14 protein-coding genes (1 of these 14 cut by a window edge) are annotated in these 14,684 nt (G+C 54.3%); 5 read left to right on the top strand and 9 right to left on the bottom strand.

All coding sequences use genetic code 11. The annotated features are described in order from the left end of the window. Positions 1-8: 8 nt before the first annotated feature. The 7 genes from hemB to ACJJI6_RS14410 all read right to left on the bottom strand — a co-directional run bounded on the left by hemB (position 9) and on the right by ACJJI6_RS14410 (position 7,715). On the bottom strand, positions 9-1,019 hold the full coding sequence (hemB, locus tag ACJJI6_RS14440) for a porphobilinogen synthase (protein ID WP_445359387.1): 1,011 nt from the start codon (positions 1,017-1,019) through the stop codon (positions 9-11). 112 nt (positions 1,020-1,131) lie between these two features. Continuing rightward, a complete protein-coding gene (locus ACJJI6_RS14435) occupies positions 1,132-1,758 on the bottom strand; it encodes a GntR family transcriptional regulator (protein ID WP_475710960.1) in 627 nt (208 codons plus the stop codon). A 9-nt stretch (positions 1,759-1,767) separates the two neighbouring features. Beyond that, a complete protein-coding gene (locus ACJJI6_RS14430; RefSeq protein ID WP_444936728.1) occupies positions 1,768-2,940 on the bottom strand; it encodes a benzoate/H(+) symporter BenE family transporter in 1,173 nt (390 codons plus the stop codon). Between the two features lie 160 nt (positions 2,941-3,100). After that, positions 3,101-4,384 (bottom strand): glutamate-1-semialdehyde 2,1-aminomutase, encoded by a 1,284-nt coding sequence (gene hemL, locus ACJJI6_RS14425; protein ID WP_475710958.1) that lies wholly within the window; start codon positions 4,382-4,384, stop codon positions 3,101-3,103. A 180-nt stretch (positions 4,385-4,564) separates the two neighbouring features. Next, positions 4,565-5,350 (bottom strand): bifunctional hydroxymethylpyrimidine kinase/phosphomethylpyrimidine kinase, encoded by a 786-nt coding sequence (gene thiD, locus ACJJI6_RS14420; protein ID WP_282934421.1) that lies wholly within the window; start codon positions 5,348-5,350, stop codon positions 4,565-4,567. A gap of 82 nt (positions 5,351-5,432) precedes the next feature. After that, positions 5,433-5,855: a protoporphyrinogen oxidase HemJ gene (gene hemJ, locus ACJJI6_RS14415; protein ID WP_282934420.1), complete on the bottom strand. Its 423-nt coding sequence runs from the start codon at positions 5,853-5,855 to the stop codon at positions 5,433-5,435. A gap of 33 nt (positions 5,856-5,888) precedes the next feature. Continuing rightward, entirely contained in the window at positions 5,889-7,715 is a 1,827-nt protein-coding gene (locus ACJJI6_RS14410) for a chloride channel protein (protein WP_475710957.1), read from the bottom strand. 95 nt (positions 7,716-7,810) lie between these two features. On the opposite strand from ACJJI6_RS14410, the gene argC reads away from it, so the two are divergent. The 4 genes from argC to erpA all read left to right on the top strand — a co-directional run bounded on the left by argC (position 7,811) and on the right by erpA (position 10,647). Continuing rightward, positions 7,811-8,857 carry an N-acetyl-gamma-glutamyl-phosphate reductase gene (gene argC, locus ACJJI6_RS14405; protein WP_475713458.1) on the top strand — a complete coding sequence of 349 codons (1,047 nt, stop codon included), beginning with the start codon at positions 7,811-7,813 and terminating at the stop codon, positions 8,855-8,857. 53 nt (positions 8,858-8,910) lie between these two features. After that, positions 8,911-9,654 (top strand): DUF6776 family protein, encoded by a 744-nt coding sequence (locus tag ACJJI6_RS14400; protein WP_413664271.1) that lies wholly within the window; start codon positions 8,911-8,913, stop codon positions 9,652-9,654. A gap of 33 nt (positions 9,655-9,687) precedes the next feature. After that, positions 9,688-10,131 (top strand): bactofilin family protein, encoded by a 444-nt coding sequence (locus ACJJI6_RS14395; protein WP_282934417.1) that lies wholly within the window; start codon positions 9,688-9,690, stop codon positions 10,129-10,131. A 162-nt stretch (positions 10,132-10,293) separates the two neighbouring features. Next, positions 10,294-10,647 (top strand): iron-sulfur cluster insertion protein ErpA, encoded by a 354-nt coding sequence (gene erpA / locus ACJJI6_RS14390; RefSeq protein ID WP_108731633.1) that lies wholly within the window; start codon positions 10,294-10,296, stop codon positions 10,645-10,647. 23 nt (positions 10,648-10,670) lie between these two features. On the opposite strand, the gene ACJJI6_RS14385 is transcribed toward erpA, so the two are convergent. Both ACJJI6_RS14385 and ACJJI6_RS14380 read right to left on the bottom strand, forming a co-directional pair. After that, positions 10,671-11,780 (bottom strand): anhydro-N-acetylmuramic acid kinase, encoded by a 1,110-nt coding sequence (locus ACJJI6_RS14385; protein WP_282934416.1) that lies wholly within the window; start codon positions 11,778-11,780, stop codon positions 10,671-10,673. A gap of 15 nt (positions 11,781-11,795) precedes the next feature. After that, entirely contained in the window at positions 11,796-13,175 is a 1,380-nt protein-coding gene (locus ACJJI6_RS14380) for an OapA family protein (RefSeq protein ID WP_475710956.1), read from the bottom strand. A 276-nt stretch (positions 13,176-13,451) separates the two neighbouring features. Here ACJJI6_RS14380 and tyrS point away from each other — a divergent pair, with 276 nt between their 5' ends. Then, positions 13,452-14,684 carry the 5' portion of a tyrosine--tRNA ligase gene (gene tyrS, locus ACJJI6_RS14375; protein WP_475710955.1) on the top strand. The gene runs 72 nt beyond the window's last position, so the window shows 1,233 of its 1,305 coding nt (coding positions 1-1,233); its start codon is at positions 13,452-13,454; its stop codon lies beyond the right edge, outside the window.

Raw genomic sequence — 14,684 nt, 5'->3', positions numbered from 1 at the left:
GCCGGCTATCAGTCTTGCAGCAACTGTGCGGCTTCTTCGGCGAAATAGGTGAGGATGCCGTCGGCACCGGCGCGCTTAAAGGCCAGTAAGGACTCCAGAATAACCGCCTCTCGCTTCAGCCAGCCATTTTCAAAGGCGGCGCAGTGCATCGCATACTCCCCACTTACCTGATAGGCGAAAGTGGGAACTCGCAATTCTTCTTTTACCCGACGCACTATATCCAGGTAGGGCATACCGGGTTTCACCATCACCATATCCGCGCCCTCTTGCAGATCCAGGGCGCACTCGTGCAATGCCTCATCGGTGTTGGCGGGGTCCATTTGGTAGCTCGCTTTATTGCCACCTTTCAAGTTCCCGGCAGAGCCCACTGCATCGCGGAAAGGGCCGTAGTAAGCGGAGGCATATTTAGCGGCGTAGGACATAATCAGGGTATTGCTGTGGCCCGCGCCTTCGAGAGCATCGCGAATGGCTCCGATACGGCCATCCATCATATCCGAGGGGGCCACCATATCGGCACCGGCTGCAGCGTGTGACAGGGCCTGCTGTACCAATACCTCAACGGTTTCGTCGTTGACGATATAACCGCTGTGGTCCATCAGCCCGTCCTGGCCGTGGCTGGTAAAGGGGTCCAGGGCTACGTCGGTGATAACTCCCAATTCCGGTACCGCATTTTTCAGCTCGCGAACAGCCCTTTGTGCCAAGCCATCGGCGTCGTGGGCGGCACTGGCGCAGTCGGACTTTGCCGACGGGTCGACTACTGGAAACAGGGCTATGGCCGGGATTCCCAACTCTCGAACTGACTTCGCTTTCTTGGCCAACAGGTCCACGCTCAGGCGTTCAACACCCGGCATTGAGGCTACTTTTTGGGTTTCGTTACGCCCCTCAATAACAAACAGTGGCAGGATCAAGTCGTCACTGCTCAACTGGGTTTCCCGCACCAGTCGACGGGAAAAATCCTTTGCACGCAGGCGACGCAGGCGAGTGTTGGGGTAGGCACCACGGCCGAAACTTTGGCTCATCGGGAAATTACTCCGGCTATCCATAGGGCCGCAGAAACCCCGCAGCCGCAATTGGCAGCCATCATATCAAATTGCCGCAGTGGGTGATTTTCGATTGCTGAGGGAAAGCGGTTTAAAAATGGGGCTGATGTAAGTGCCTTACCAATAGTTTGCCGGCGACTTCTATATGTTTTGCCAGCAGTGCGGCGGCTTGGTCCCCGTTTCCCTCTTGGAGTGCATTGAGTATTGCAAAGTGCTCGTCCTGACTGGTGTCCTGGTAATTCAGACCGTGGGATTGGTAACCGATATAACGCTCACATTGCCGGTGCAGTTGCTCGACGGTACTAAATAGCGTAGGTCTTGCGGCTGCCCGGTAAATACAGGCATGGAACTCCCAATTCATTTTTCCGATCTGCTCGGCGGAGAGTTCAGGTTTGGCTTGCATGGATTCCAGAATATCTCTGGCCCGCCCCAGGATCTCTCCATTAAGGCTTTCCAGTGCCAGGGATTGCAGCAGCGGTTCCAGGCGCATGCGCATCAGGTAGAGGTCTTCCACTTCAATAGGGTCAAACTGCGGCACTGCGACGCCGCGTTTTCCGTGTCCGGTTAACCAGCCCTCATTTTTCAATCTTTGTAGAGCGTCCCTAACCGGAATACGGCTCACGGCGTAAAGCTCTGCCAGTTCGGCTTGCTTTAGCACCTGGCCGGCGGCGAAGCGCCCATGCTGCAAGTCCGACTTAATTTTTTCGTAGAGGCCCATCGATGTTTATTAATTCCTGCGCTTGAAAAACCAGTAACACACCAGCCCTCCCAGCAGCCCCCAAAAGGCAGAGCTAATGCCAAAGAGGCTGATACCGGAAGCACTGATCAGAAAAGTGATAATTCCGGCTTCGCGACTGTCGGCCTCGGCTGTTGCTCCAGCCAGGCTGCTACCAATGACGCCAATCAGTGCCAAGCCGGCGAGGCCGGCAATCAGTGCCTGGGGAAAGGCGCTGAATAATGCCACAACGCTAGCGCCGCAGAGGCCCACCAGCAGATAAAAAATACCGGCGGCAATGCCGGCGGTATAGCGTTTGTCGGGGTTGGGATGGGCTTCCGGGCCGGTGCAAATAGCAGCGGTAATAGCTGCCAGATTAAATGCAAAGCCACCAAACGGTGTCAGCAATAAAGAGGTGAGGCCGGTGCCGCTAATAACAGGAGATATAGGCACTCTACTGTAGCCACTGGCGGCCAGGGTTGCCGCTCCGGGCAGGTTCTGAGAGGTCATAGTGACGATAAAAAGAGGAAGGCCAATGCCAATTAAAGTGGAGAGGCGGAATTCTGGCGTGACCCAAACAGGGTGTGCCGCTTGCCAGCTGATCTGGGCCGATGCAATGAGTTGCAACTTCCAGCAAGTCGCCACCCCAGCCGCTAGTACCAAAATAATGGCATAGCGAGGCGCCCAACGGCGCCCGACTAGATAGGTCAGTAACATGATGCCGACCAATAGCGGTTGTGCCTGCAGAGAAGTAAATACTGAGAGACCAAATTGCAGAAGTATGCCTGCGAGCATAGCGCTGGCAATCGGTGCCGGCACCATTCGCGCTACCCGTTCAAAGGCTCCGGACAAGCCCACGAGGAGTGTTAACAGGGCGCTAAACGCAAAAGCACCAATCGCCTCAGCAATGGGTATGCCACTTAAACTGGTGGCCAAGAGTGCAGCACCTGGAGTCGACCAGGCAGTGATTACCGGGGCGCGGTAATACCAAGAGAAGGCAATACAGGTAATGCCCATCCCCAGGCCCAGGGCGCCAATCCAGGAGGCGATCATCGCTTCACTTGCGCCAGCTGCACGCGCGGCTTCAAAGACTATGGCGGCGGAACTGGCTACTCCCACCAGCACGGCGACAAAGCCTGCGCTGATGGCGGACAAACTGGTATCTGAAAACGGTGAGTTTTTCAAAATGTATACCTTTTATATTTTGTATACATTTTTAGCTGTTAGTTTTTTTGAGCGCAATAACTTTGCGGTGAAGCGACTGAGGCTTTATTGGAGGGGGGTAAAGTTAAACGGGCATAGAAGCAGCACCCGCAGGCTGCGGGTGCTGGAGAGAGGTGGGCAATTAGCCGAGGCGGGCGAAGACGCGTTCAGCGGCAGTGATTGTGGCCTCAATATCCTCATCGGTATGAGCTGCGGACATAAACCCTGCCTCATAGGAGGCCGGTGCCAGGTAGACACCTTCTTCCAGCATGCCGTGGAAGAAACGGTTAAAGCGCTCGTTATCGCAGGCCATTACCTGTTGATAGTTAGTTACTTTAGGTTCTTCGGTGAAGAAGAATCCGAACATGGTGCCGGCCTTATTGGCGGTAATTGGGATACCTGCGGCTTTACCAGCCGCCAGGATGCCCTCTACCAAACGGTCGGTTTTGGCAATTAAAGGCTCGTAGAAGGCGGGTTCTTCCACCAAACGCAGGGTTTCCAAGCCCGCGACCATAGCTACAGGGTTACCGGACAGGGTGCCCGCCTGGTAAACCGGACCCAGGGGTGCGATTTGTTCCATGATCTCGCGTTTACCGCCAAAGGCGCCAACGGGCATACCGCCGCCGATGACTTTGCCGAGGGTGGTGATATCCGCTTCGATACCGTAGAGGCCCTGGGCCCCGGTCAAGCTCACCCGGAAGCCGGTCATAACCTCATCGAGAATCAATAGGGCACCGTGTTGGTCGCAAACTTCGCGCAGGGTTTCCAGGAAGCCGGGTACCGGCGGAATGCAGTTCATATTGCCGGCAACAGGCTCGACGATGATACAGGCGATTTGATCGCCCAGCTCTTCGAAGCAGCTGCGCACACTATCAGCATCGTTGTAGCTCAAGGTGATGGTTTGATCTGCCAGGGCGGCGGGAACGCCGGGAGAAGAGGGTACACCCATGGTCAGGGCCCCGGAGCCGGCCTTAACCAGCAGGGAGTCGGAGTGGCCGTGGTAGCAGCCCTCGAACTTCACAATCTTGTCGCGGCCGGTAAATCCACGGGCCAGGCGAATCGCGCTCATGGTGGCTTCGGTACCGGAATTGACGAAGCGCACCAGGTCCATATTCGGCCACAGGCGGCAGAGTTCTTCGGCCAGTTCGGTTTCCAGTTCGGTTGGTGCACCGAAGCTCAGTCCCGATTGGGCCTGTTCCACCACGGCTTCAATGACTTCAGGGTGTGCGTGGCCCAGCACCATGGGGCCCCAGGACTGTACGTAGTCGATGTAGCGTTTCTCGTCTGCATCGTAGAGGTAGGCGCCCTCGGCACGGCGGATAAACACCGGGGTACCGCCGACTGCGCGAAAAGCCCGTACCGGAGAGTTAACGCCGCCGGGAATGTACTGCTGTGCTTCTGCGAAGAGCTGCTCGGATTTACTCATAAACTTATATTCAGGTTCTGCATAAAGGGCCTGGGGAGCATTATCGCGGGGGTGGCGCCTGAGGACAATGTGTAGATTGGCGACGACCGGTCACAGACTGTGTAGACAGAAGATCTCACCGTCATGGGGACGGTGAGATTGATCGGGGCGGGGGAGAAATTTGAGTCAGCAGCTCCAGGTTTAGCGTTCGCACCAGAACAGCCGGTTGGGGATCGGCCTTCCCATTCCCAGGCGCCGGCTGTCTTTGATCGCACTCCAGGCGTACTGCTGACTGCGGGTAACCGCTTCGATAATGGTCAGCCCGTGGGCGATATGGCAGGCAATGGCAGTAGCTAGGGTGCCACAGACGCCATAGGCCGCTGGCTGCAAGCGCTCCCACTTGAACTCCCGCATGAGGCCGCGCTCATCGTAGAGCCGGTTCTGTAATTGTTGCTCGTGGGGCACGCCAGTCAGCAACAGGTAGCGACAGCCGGATTCGAGGATTTCCTGGGCCATGGCGTCGAGGACATCGGCCTCCACAGCCATGGCGCGAGCTTCCCTGCGGTTGGGGCACACCATGGTCGCCTTGGGCAACAACAGCGACACCATAGCCTCCCACAGAGGTGGGGCGAGTACGCTCTCTTTGTCGGCCAGTGTGGCATCGGGATCTATAACGACGGGAATATCCGGGTAGTCGTGGAGTACGCTGTGAAGCGCGCGCACATTCTCCACGGAGCCCAGGTAGCCGACCTTGATCGCCGCGATCGGCATGTCTTCCAAAACGGCCCGGGTTTGTTCAATTAGCAGGCTGTCGTCGACAGGGGCGACACCCAGCAATTCACCGGTATTACACACGCTGATGGCGGTAACTGCCGAGGCCGCATGGCAGCCGAGACTGACCGCTGTCTCAGTATCTGCGGCAATTCCGGCGCTGCCGCTGGGGTCGTGGTGAGTAACGGTCAGAATAACGGGCTGAGGTGTATCCATAAGTGCTCTACATGACGGCCATTAGCTGTGCGCCTAATTCTAGTTGCTGAGCGCCTTTGACAAGGAATGAATACGCGCCAAATTAAAATGGCTTTACGACAACCAAAATGACGATGGCGACAAGTGCAACTGCTGGGAACTCATTAAATATTAGGAAGTAGCGGCGGCTGCGGGTAACGGTTCCCCGGGCAAACTTGCGAACATAGGCGCCACAGATATGGTGATAGCCCAGGAGGAGAACAACAAAAGTCAGTTTTGCGTGCATCCAGCCGGCGGAGGTGTAGTAGGCCGGGTTCAAACTGTAGAGCCAAATGCCCAAGGCAACGGTGGCCAGCATGGAAGGAATGGCAATACCGCGATAAAGGCGGCGTTCCATAATACAGAAGCGGTCGCGACTAACGGCATCAGTGGCATCGACATGGTAGACAAACAGTCGTGGCAGATAAAAAAGTGCGGCAAACCAGCACACCATCGCAATAATGTGAAAAGCCTTGATCCACAGCATTGAAAGTCCCCTTAAAAGAAACGGGAAGAAAAATTACTTCCGGTAAAAGTTGTTAATTTGTAGCGGCAGAATAATGCCCGCCGTGCGATTGTCCAGCGAACCGCTTTTATGACGGCAGACATATAGGCCATCCGCGCCACTTCTCTCCAGCTTTTGCGAGGCCTCCAGCATTGTCGCTCGCCAGCTTAGGGACGCCAGCTGTTTGCGTTCGCCGGGTAGTCTCAATAAATCGATCATTTCTCCCGGGTCTAGTAATTTATCTGACGCGGAGGAAACTTGTTTTTCGCTCTCGGCCGCCTCTTTCGCACCACCGCGAAGAAAAGTTGCCAAGTCTGCTGCACGCAGTAGTTGCGGTGCCGGCTCCTTGGGTAAATCGATAAGAATCCACTCGGGGTGTTGATTAATTAATTCTGTTGCTGCAGCGCGGGTAATTTCCCTAGGAGTCACAACAAAGCTCTGATTCATTTCGCTGGCAACTCCGACACTGCTCAGCATTTGCTGTCGCCAACTTGGCATTCCCGCTTTATTCAGGGCTTGCAGCGTTTCGTGATAGAGACCGATAGTGGAAAAGAGTTGGCGGCTTACTAATGTGGCCACCACGATCATCATCATTCCAGGGAATAAAATATGTGGGTTATAGGTAAGTTCCAAGATAGCGAGTAGCGCAGCTAGAGGCGCATTGAGCATGGCAGCCATCATTGCCGCCATACCCACCATGGCATAAAAGCCTGGACTCGCGGTGTGCTCACCCAGCCACAAGTTAGCCAGGCCACCGGCAATACCACCGATACAGGCACCGATAATCAGGCTGGGGCCTATTACCCCACCGGGAATTCCGAGCCCTGCCCCCAAAGCGGTTGCAACTAATTTCGCGGCGACAATAGCAATGAGTGTCGCTACCCCCAACTCTCCCAGCATTGCCATCTGCAAAGTGTCATATCCACCGCCCAGGATTTCCGGTACCCAGATACCCAAGGTGCCAGTAACAAGGCCAACCAAGAGAAATCGAAGAAGTGGGGAGTAACGCTGCTGGGGAATTAAAATACGCTGGGAGCGGATAAATAATCCGGCGAGAACCCCAATTACCAGTGCGCACACAAAAAGTAGCGGCAGCTCGGCAAGGGAATTGAGTTGAATCGCGGGTACATTAAAGTCCGGTTGGCTACCGAAAGTCAGCTGGGTAATGGCGCTACCGGCAACAGCCGCGAGAATTATCGGTAAAAAACCTGCCACAGTATATTCCAGCATCACGACTTCCATCGCGAATACCACGCCCGCCAGCGGGGTATTAAAGGAGGCCGCAATTGCTGCGGCTACACCACACCCCAGTAGGTTGCGACCGGAATTGTTGGGGAGCTTCAGCGCCCTAGCTAACCAGCTGCCACTGGCGGCTCCCAAGTGTACAGCTGGGCCTTCCCGCCCCACCGAGTGGCCGCTAATTAAAATTATTGCGCCGGCAAAAAACTGTAGCAGGGCATTTTGCATTGGCATTTGCCCCTGGTGATTGTAGAGCCGGTCCAGGACATGGACCACTCCCACCTGGCGGCGTCTGGGATTTAGAAATAAATAGATACATCCCACTACCAGAGAGCCGATGACTGGCAATGCGAAGCGCCAGAAAGGGGGAAGGGATTCGTAATTTTGTGGGATTGATAAAAACAGCGTGGTCGGCCACTCCATCGCCAGCCGAAAAAGTACAGTTATCCCTCCGGCCAGGATGCCGGTGATCAGGGCCATCCCCAGCAAAGGCGCCAGCGCGTCTTTGGAGGAAAGCTGTAAGCGTATATTTTCGAGGCTGCCAGGCCTAACTAAATAACGCGAAAATGACTTTTTTAGCGAGTTCCTTGGGGGCTGTGACACCGCACATCCTTAAAATGCTGGGGCTTGTGGTAGAGTGCCTGTCTGGTTTTACGATTATCGTCTCAGTTGGCGGATATACCGGAGATTTTAGCAAGGTGATAAAAGTAGCGATTGTCGGGGGCACCGGCTATACAGGGGTGGAATTACTTCGGCTTCTCTCAACACATCCACAAGCGGAAGTTACCGCAATCACCTCCCGTTCGTTGAATGGTACCCCGGTTGCCGAACTTTTCCCTAGCCTGAGAGGGCACTCTCAGCTGTCTTTCTGTAGCCCCGATCTCGAACAGCTGGCGGATTGTGACGTTGTATTCTTCGCTACACCTCATGGCGTTGCCCAGGCCCAGGTACCGGCACTTATTGAACGCGGAGTTCGAGTGATCGATTTGTCCGCCGATTTCCGCTTGAAAGATATACCTACCTGGGAGCAGTGGTACGGCCAAGCCCACGCCGCTCCGGAATTAGCTCAAAGCGCTGTTTATGGCTTGCCAGAAGTTAATCGGGAACAGATTGCCAATGCGCAGTTGATAGCCTGCCCGGGCTGTTATCCCACCGCGATTCAATTGGGATGGATACCGCTTTTGGAAAAGGGCCTGGTAGAACCTGGTGAGCTGATCGCCAGTGCGGCCAGTGGTATCAGTGGTGCGGGGCGACAGGGTAAGACCGACTTGATTATGGCTGAGAATAGCGACAACTTCCGCGCATATTCTGCCGCCGGGCACCGTCATTTACCCGAGATTGAACAGGGGCTTCGTCGAGTGCAGGCCACTGAATCCTTTCCCGCGCAGGTGACTTTTGTACCGCATTTACTTCCCATGATTCGCGGTATCCACGCTACTTTATTTGCCCGGTCAGCGGGGAAGGTTGATGCCGATGAGCTTCAGCAGATCTTTGAAAACCGCTATAAAAATGAGCCTTTTGTAGATGTGATGCCGGCGGGCAGCCACCCTCAGACTCGTACGGTAAGAGGGACCAATATGTGCCGCATCTCGGTATTGCAACCCCAGGAGCGGGATACGGTACTGGTATTATCGGCCATTGATAACCTGGCCAAAGGCGCGTCCGCCCAGGCAATCCAGAATATGAATATTATGTTTGGCTTAACTGAGACGTTGGGCCTGGATAGCCCGGCACTGCTGCCTTAGAATCGGGTGTTTCCCGACAATCGATAAATCCCGGATAAGACTTAGCAGATTTCATGGTGCTCAAAGTTAAAGGCAGCAAGCAGTACCGCATGAAAGTGGTGCCTCATAAACCCTTCTCTGGTGTCATTGCCGTAGTGGGGGTCGTTTTTTTGGTATTAGTGACCTCGGCCGGGTCCTATTTTGCCGGACAGTATCAGCTGCGTCAGAGCCTCGATCGCAAGACACTGGAGCATACTCAAGTACTCGATCGTGTTACCGCGCTCCAGAGTGAGAATGAATCCCTGCGAATGAGGGTTGCCACTGCAGAGCAGTCGCTGACTATCGGTGAGCAGGCGAGTGAGTCGGTGCGTGCGGAACTGGTGCAGAAAGAGAGCCAGATTGCAGAGCTAAAGCAGGAAATTTCTTTCTATCGCGGCGTCATGGCCCCTGAAGATGGGGGTGAGGGGGTGTCCATTGGACGCTTTATCCTCTCGCAGACCGGCGATCCAAAAAGTTACCAGTACAAGTTACAGATCAAACAGTCCGCAGCGCGTCGGGATGTTGTAAAAGGCACGGCCACATTTACCGTAGTGGGCCGTCAGGATGGGGAACCGAAGAGTTACCCTCTGAAGGAACTGTCGGAGCAGGTGGATAGTGAGTCGATTCAGCTGCGTTTTAAATATTTTCAGAATATCGAGGGAGAGCTGCGCTTGCCGGAGGGATTTGTGCCCGAAGGTGTGGAGTTGTCACTTAAATCTTCTGGGCGCAAGGGCTTTAATATTGAGCAGCGCTACGGTTGGTTAGTACAGGAAAGTTAGCATAGGTGCCAAAGGCACGAGGTTTTGGGGATTATGTTAAGAAAAAAAGAGAAACAGATAACTATGGCCAATACCGGTAGTAACCACACGACTTTGATCGCTCGTCAGACTGAGATCAGCGGTGATATCCACTTCCGTGGCAACCTGGTCATCGAAGGTAAGGTGCGTGGCAATGTTACCGCTCACAGTGATAGTGATGCGCGCCTGCAAATTGTGGATGGCGGCATCATTGAGGGTGAAATTCGTGTGCCTCAGGTAGTGATCAATGGCAATGTCAAAGGGGATGTGTTTGCTGCGCGCCACCTGGAGCTCGCTTCCAAGGCAATGGTAGAAGGCAATGTACACTATAAGCTGATCGAGATGCTGAAAGGTGCCCAGGTAAACGGTGCCCTGGTATCCAGTGCCGACTTGAGTAGCGCGGGTGAGCCCCATATGCTCGGCTATTCCGAAGATGAAACTGTCATTGAAGCCTCTTAAGTCCGGGTAGTATTGGCTGGCGCTGGTACTTTGTTGTACCGGCCCACCTGCCGGTTAATACTTGACTGAATTGCTGGGTTTAAGCAAGATGACGCCCCCGGGGCTGCACTCGTTATAACTTTTATACGAGCGGTGAATGTCCCGATGAGTTGAGAGAGACTTATGTCAGAAGCTGTATCCTTTTCTCCCGCGCCACTCGTGGTCACAGACAAGGCTGTGGCCAAGGTAAAAAGCCTGTTGGAAGAGGAGGGCAACCCGGAGCTGAAACTCAGGGTGTTCGTGACCGGAGGCGGCTGTTCCGGTTTCCAATACGGTTTTACCTTTGATGAATTGGTTGCCGAAGATGATGCCATCATAGAAAAGGATGGCATTCAGGTCTTGGTGGATGCGATGAGCTACCCCTACCTGGTTGGCGCCAATGTTGATTACGAAGAAGGCCTTTCGGGGTCGCGCTTCGTAGTACAAAATCCCAATGCGTCCGCTACCTGTGGCTGCGGCTCCTCTTTCTCTATTTGAGGAATCCTAACCCGCCCTATTGATCAGGGCGGGTAAATAGCCCCTAGAACCGCCTCTTTCTGCGCGCCAGTCACTCCCGGGCAATTACCGGGCAGCCCTCTCAATGTCTGGCGGGCCAACCAAGCAAATCCAACGGCTTCGAGCCAGTCTGCGTCAATACCGTAACTGCCCGTGTCAGTAATAGACCAGGTGGGCAAGCGGCGCTGTAATCGCGCAACCAAGTCCTTATTTTTTGCCCCGCCCCCGCAAGTGAGCAGCTCGCCGCCTTCGGCAAAATTATGCACGGCATCGGCGATACTGGCTGCGGTCACTTCAGACAAGGTCGCCTGCACATCTACCGGCGCCACTTCCAAACCGGCACAGGCCTGTTCGAGCCAGCTGGGGTTAAAAGTTTCACGGCCAGTGCTCTTGGGTGGTTCGGCGGAGAAATAGGGATCTGAAAGCAGGCGGTTGAGAAGTTCAGCATTGGCGCGACCGCTCGCGGCCCAGTCTCCATTTCTATCGTAGGGCTGGTTTTTGTGTAGGTTCACCCAGTAATCGAGCAATGCATTACCTGGACCTGTGTCATAGCCGTAAACCTGGCCATCTGCCGTCAGCTCAGTGATATTGGCCATCCCCCCAATATTGACCACAGCACGGCTTCCATCAGTTTTGAAAGCGGCCTGGTGAAACGCTGGCATTAAAGGCGCTCCTTGACCACCGAGAGCGATATCCCGGCGACGGAAATCCGCAACGGTGCAGATGCCCGTCAGTGCTGAGATGGTGTTGGGGTCACCGAGTTGCAAAGTAAAGGGAGAAGTCACTGTGCCTGGGGGGCGGTGGCGTACGGTTTGGCCGTGACTGCCAATGGCGGTAACAGACTGACCCTCAACACCGGCTCGGGCTAGCAGGGTATTGGTGGCTTCGGCAAAAACCTGTCCCAGTTGCCGGTCTAACTGTCCGGCGCGATCCAACTCTGAAGGGCCGGGGGCACAGAGGCTGAGGATAGCCTCGCGCAGGCCGCTGTGAATCGGGTGGGCTAGCGCAGCCAGGATGCGGGTGTTTATTTTTTCTTCATCGCCAAAATCGACCAGCACCGCGTCAATGGAGTCAACGCTGGTGCCGGACATCAGGCCGATAAACAGATCGGGCATATTCGTTGGCGCTTGTTAGGGGCTTTCTTCATCCAGTTGAGCCAGAGCCGGCCCCTGGAAGTTTTCTAGTTTCGCCAGAAGTGGCTGGGTCTGGTTTTTAAAACGGATCATCTCAGAAGTCGGTACCGACTTTGCCTTGGGCAATTTGCGCACAATGGTGGCGGGGTTGCGATGTCTGCCATCCACCAGGAATTCGTAGTGCAAGTGCGGGCCGGTGGCATAACCGGTAGACCCTACAGTGCCAATAACCTGGCGCTGCTTAACGCGCTGGCCCTTTTTGACTTTGCGCTTGGTCAGGTGGAGATAGCGGGTTACATAGCGTTCGCCGTGCTGGATAAATACGTAGTTGCCGTTGGGTTTGCTATAGCCGGACGCGATAACCCGACCATCGCCAGTAGAGTAAACGGGGGTGCCTCTTGGAGCGGCATAGTCGGTGCCATTATGAGGTCGGCGTGATTTGAATACTGGGTGCAGGCGGCTCGGGTTGAAGTGAGAGCTGATGCGAACTATGTCCAGAGGTGTGCGGATAAATGCCTTGCGCATACTTTTGCCTTCAGGCGTGTAGTAATTGGCATCACCACTGTTATCCACATAGCGTACAGCGCTAAAAGTTCTTCCCTGGTTGGTAAAACTGACCGCCAGGATAGGACCGTTGCCAATTTTCTCCCCATCCAGGAACAACTCTTCGAACATCACACTAAAGTTGTCGCCCTTGCGAATATCAAGGGCAAAGTCGATATCGGAGCTGAACACATCCGCCATCTCCATTATCAGGCTGTCACTCAGCCCAGCATCGCTGCCGGCCAGGAATAGGGAGCTATCGATCTGGGCCTGTCGGTAAGCCGGGTGGCTGTCGGGCTCACGAGTTATCAGTGCGTGTTCAAACTTATCTGCATTTGTGCGGGTAAACTCAATTTGATTGAGTCGGTCCCGCTGCAATTTCAGGGACTGGAGCTGGCCATCATTATTTGTTTGAAAGGTCAGTTCTTCACCCGGAGTTAGACGTGCCAGCTGTTTTGCCTCTTTGCCGCTACCCAGAAGCTGGTACATCTCTTTGGCGCTGATCTTTGCACGTTGAAATAGGTCTGACAGGGTATCCCCGTTACGTACTTCAAGGCTCAACGACTTGACCGCCTCAACACTGACGTTAAGCAGTGGGGTCTCCGCCGGCGTATAAGTGAGTGCAGGTTTGGCTTCAGTGCTGTCGCCGCTTGGGACCTCTGAAAGTTTGATGGGTAGGGATGTGCGCTTAGAGGAAATCTCCGGTGAAGGAATCAGAACGGCCAGCATAAGGACAAAGGCTGCGATGCCAGCGGTCAGCGCATGAACGCGGGGAAAATGCTTGGGTAAGCCGCCAATACGGAGGCCTGTACTCGATTTACGATGGTTTTGCATGGCGTTAGCGGATGGTACTGGCGGTCGTTGTTATTTGCGCTTGAAAAACTGAGTGTCTAAAAAACAGGCATTGGAGGGACTTTATAGCAAAAAAGCCGCCTTGGTTCACGAGATAATTGACACGTCTTTGCACGGTTTGGTTCCTCATGAATTTTGTTTTTAGTGCGGATACTGGGCTGCTGCACGCTTGTATTTGCCGCAAACTTCGGTAATGTTGCAGCGCATTTTGCCGCCGCTTGGTGGCGCTAATTTCAAGCCTATATATGAGGGGAAAGCATGGCTGGGGTCGACATGACACTGCTTGAAGACTTGGACCGTCGTGGATTAATTAATCAAGCGACTGGTGACGGCGAACTGACGCAGCATTTGTCGGAGAGTCGAACCCTGTATTGCGGTTTTGATCCCACTGCAGACTCCCTTCATATAGGCAGTCTAGTACCGTTGCTGACCTTGAAGAGGTTTCAGGCGGCAGGGCATAAACCAATTGCACTGGTTGGCGGTGCCACGGGGCTGATTGGTGACCCTTCTTTTAAAGCTCAGGAGCGCAGTTTGAATACCCCCGATATTGTTGCGGGTTGGGTAGACAAGCTGAAAAGCCAGGTTTCCCAATTTATCAATTTCGATTGTGGGGAAAATAGTGCCATTGTCGCCAATAACCTCGACTGGACTCGCGACCTCAATGTGCTCGATTTCCTGCGCGATGTCGGCAAGCATTTCTCTGTTAACAATATGGTTAATAAAGAGTCCGTTAAGCAGCGTATCCAGCGTGAAGGTGAAGGTATTTCCTTTACTGAGTTTTCCTACATGTTGCTCCAATCGATGGACTTTTCCGAGCTGTATAAGCTGCACGATTGCACCTTGCAGATCGGTGGTTCCGACCAGTGGGGCAATATTACCGGTGGTGTCGACCTGACCCGCCGCCAGCATCGCGGTAAGGTATTCGGTCTGACATTGCCTCTGGTGACCAAGGCGGATGGCACCAAGTTTGGTAAAACTGAGAGCGGCACTATTTGGTTGGACCCGAAACGTACAAGCCCTTATGCCTTTTACCAGTTCTGGCTAAATACTGCTGATGCGGACGTTTATAAGTTCCTGCGCTACTTTACTTTCCTCAGTGTGGATGAAATTGAGGCGATAGAGACCGCTGACCGCGAGCGTGCTGGCAGGCCTGAAGCCCAGGGAGTCCTCGCCCGTGAAGTCACTCGTTTGGTACACGGTGAGGAAGGCTTGGTAGCAGCTGAGCGAATCTCCCGAGCGCTCTTTTCTGGAGACATTGCCGATTTGTCTGCAAGTGACCTGGAGCAGTTGCGCCTGGATGGCCTGCCTTCATCGGTACTTCCGAAAGACTTCGGTGAGCAGAGCCTGATCAACTTACTGGTCGATGCAGGTATGGCGCCTTCGGGCAAGCCGGTTAAGGATGCTTTGGGTCGCAATGCGGTGTTGGTAAATGGCGAGGCAGTTGGCATGAGCGCCAATGCGGAGCCCGCATCTGTTTTTTGTCATGATAAA

This window comes from Microbulbifer maximicatervae (SeqCode) (assembly GCF_056232625.1).
Note: the sequence above shows the minus strand (reverse complement) of the source record. Positions and strands in the feature narration are given on the sequence as shown.